General features: G+C 62.5%; 3 protein-coding genes. All 3 read left to right on the top strand.

Annotated features, from left to right (window positions below; all coding sequences use genetic code 11):
- Positions 1–705, top strand: a 705-nt coding sequence (locus ABJN75_RS06650; RefSeq protein ID WP_348437995.1) for an alanine racemase, incomplete at its 5' end; no start/stop codon positions are given.
- A 94-nt stretch (positions 706–799) separates the two neighbouring features.
- Positions 800–1,999: a glycosyltransferase family A protein gene (locus tag ABJN75_RS06645; protein ID WP_348437993.1), complete on the top strand. Its 1,200-nt coding sequence runs from the start codon at positions 800–802 to the stop codon at positions 1,997–1,999.
- Positions 1,996–2,846, top strand: an 851-nt coding sequence (locus ABJN75_RS06640; protein WP_348437992.1) for a glycosyltransferase, incomplete at its 3' end; no start/stop codon positions are given. The genes ABJN75_RS06645 and ABJN75_RS06640, both read left to right, overlap by 4 nt.

Below are 2,846 nucleotides of genomic sequence, written 5' to 3'. Positions count from 1 at the left end.
GTCGAACTGGATTGCGGCGCTGGGCGCTGCGGCGTGACGACCGCGCGCGAATCCGTGGCGCTGGCCAAGGCCATTCTGGCCACGCCGGGCCTCCAATTTGGGGGTATCCAGGCCTATCAGGGCGCGATGCAGCACCTGGTTCTTCATGATGACCGAAAGGCAAAATTCGCTTTCACGGAGGCGATGGTCAGGGAGGTCGTGGACGCGCTCACTGCAGAAGGCATAGCCTGCCCGGTCATCACCGGCGGCGGCACCGGCAGCTACCGGTTCGAAGGCGCATCCGGTATCTACACCGAGCTGCAATGCGGCTCCTACGCTTTCATGGACGCAGAGTACGGGCGGGTGCTGGATCAGGACGGTCGACGTCTCGACCAGACCGGGTTCGAGAACGCGCTGTTCATCCTGACCTCGGTGATGAGCCATGTCAAAGCCGGCAGGGCGATCTGTGACGCGGGCCTGAAAGTGCAGTCGCTGGACAGTGGTCTGCCGGTGGTGTTCGGCCGGGATGGCATCGCCTACACCGAATGCTCGGACGAACACGGAACGCTGACCGATCCGAACGGGGTGCTCAAGATCAATGACAAGCTCAGGCTGGTGCCGGGCCATTGCGACCCAACCTGCAATCTGCACGACTGGTATGTCGGGGTGCGCAATGGCAAGGTCGAGTGCCTCTGGCCGGTTTCGGCGCGCGGCAAGGCCTATTGAGGCCATTGCCTGAAACCGGTTCCGGCGAGTGCAAGCATGGCGCAAGTTTGGTCTGACAGGGTCAGAGCTGACACGTCATGCATGAAAGCTGCCCATGGTTCATCTGACCATCTGCCTGCCGACGCGCAATCGTCAGGCCTATTGCCTCAAGACCATCGAGGCGCTGGCGGCGGCGGACGGCACCGATTTCGAAGTCATTGTCGGCGACAATTCCGACGATCCGGCGCCGCTGGCCGGGTTTTTCGCGAGTTTCAACGACAGCCGGTTCCGGCTGGTCGCCCCCGGCCCGGCCGTCCTGTCGATGCGTGACAACTGGGAGCGTCTCGTCGAACAGGCTGGAGGGCGCTGGATCTCGGTCATCGGCGATGATGACCACATCGATCCGCGTGTCACCGGACTGATCCGCCGCTGTGAAGTGCTTCACCGCGGTGTCGACGCCATCAGCTGGGATCCGATGAGTTTTCAGTGGCCCGACAACCGGCCGGTTCCCACTCTTGCCTCCATTCCGATGACCTGCGCGATCTCGGTTCGCTCGAAGGCTGCGCTCGGCGATCAGTTGTTCCGCTGGAGCGAAGGCAAGCGCCGTCCGGCGGTGGGAGTCGGGCTTTATCACGGTGCGGTGCGGAAATCGCTGATGCAGCGAATCAGGCAGACCTATGCCGGTCAGTTCTTCGAGCATCCCGTTGTCGATTGGGAAAATACCTGCAAGGTGGTGGCGCAGGCCGAAAAGATTGTTCATTGCGAACGGCCGTTCTCGGTGCTGGGCGCCTGTGCCGCGTCGAACTCGGCCTCCACCCTGTCGCGAGACACGATGAAAGCCCGGCTCGACACGTTCGAGCGCGAAAATTCGGGCGGCATCAGCCTGGATCAGCCGTTTTTCCCGTTCTCGCTTTTCGACCCCGGTGTATCGCTCTGCCTGAGCGTTGCCTCGACGATCGCATGGTTCTGTCACGCCCACGGCGTTGACCAAACCGGGGTCGGGGCCAATTTCGCCAAAGCCGCCATGGATGAATGCAGATATTGCAGCACGCGCGAGGAGTATGACGCCAAGGTAGACTGTTTCACGCGCGGGTTTGCCGTCTGGCAGGCAGGCCGGTGGGCCGGTCATTTCAAGCCGGCCCCGTTCAAGCCGCCCAAAACCGTCAACCGGCTGTCCGGCCTGGCCAATGACACGCTGCATATTCGCGAAGCCGGCATCACGCCCGCCACTCCGGCGGAATTCTACCGGTTCGGCGAGAATGCGGTTGTGCCGCTGGAGGCTTTTCTGAGCGGCGCCAAGGTGTTTGCGCCATGATTGTCGCGTCGATCTGCATTCCGGTGCTGGCGCCGGCGGAGGCCCTTGCCGGCAATGTGCTCCAGATGCTTGCGAGCGAACGCACCGATTTCGAAATTCTGATCATCGACTTTACCGGCTGTAACTTTGTGGAGCGTTCAAAACTGGCGGAAGCTGCGCGTGACACGCGGCTGCGGATTGTTGCTGCGGGCGGCAAAGCCAATACCGGAGCGATGATCGAGGCCAGCGCCGCCTGGAACGAGATGGCCGCACAGGCACGCGGGGAATGGATTTGCTTCATTGATGCCGCCGATTATGCCGATCCGGAAATCTGCACGGTGATCGACGCCATGATGAAGCGGGTGCCCGATGCCGACGCCCTGTCCTGGGGCCGCGCCCGCTATGTTCCGCCGGCACTTCGCCAGGGCAGCGAAATCGCCAGGATTCCGACAGGAAGCCGCATGATCCTGCCCGAGCAGAAGGACATGATGCGCAACCAGTTCTACTGGGACAGCGCGGGCGAGATGCCTGAGTGTCATTTCGGGGTCTGGCACGGCGCGGTCCGGCGCGGTCTGCTGGAGCGGATCCGGGAGGCATTTTCAGACGCCTGGTTCGAGCAAGCGGCGCCCGATATCGACAATATCTGCAAGACCGTGATGCTGGCGCGGCGCATGGTGTTCTGGGAGCGGCCATTGTCGGTGCAGACTGCCGCGATGGTGCCGGTCGTTCGCGCCGATCCAGCCGGTCAACCGTTCGGGGATTTCCCGTTCTGCGCCACGACCGGAGCTGTTGCCAGCGCCGCGCTGGCAATCGAGGTTTTCAAACGCCGCTACGGGATCGAACTGGAAGGCTGGGAAGACAATTTCAT

The organism is Hoeflea sp., from assembly GCF_039975035.1.
Classification (GTDB): Bacteria; Pseudomonadota; Alphaproteobacteria; order Rhizobiales; family Rhizobiaceae; genus Hoeflea.
The sequence above is the reverse complement of the archived record's forward strand: the minus strand, read 5'-3'. Positions and strand labels throughout refer to the sequence as shown.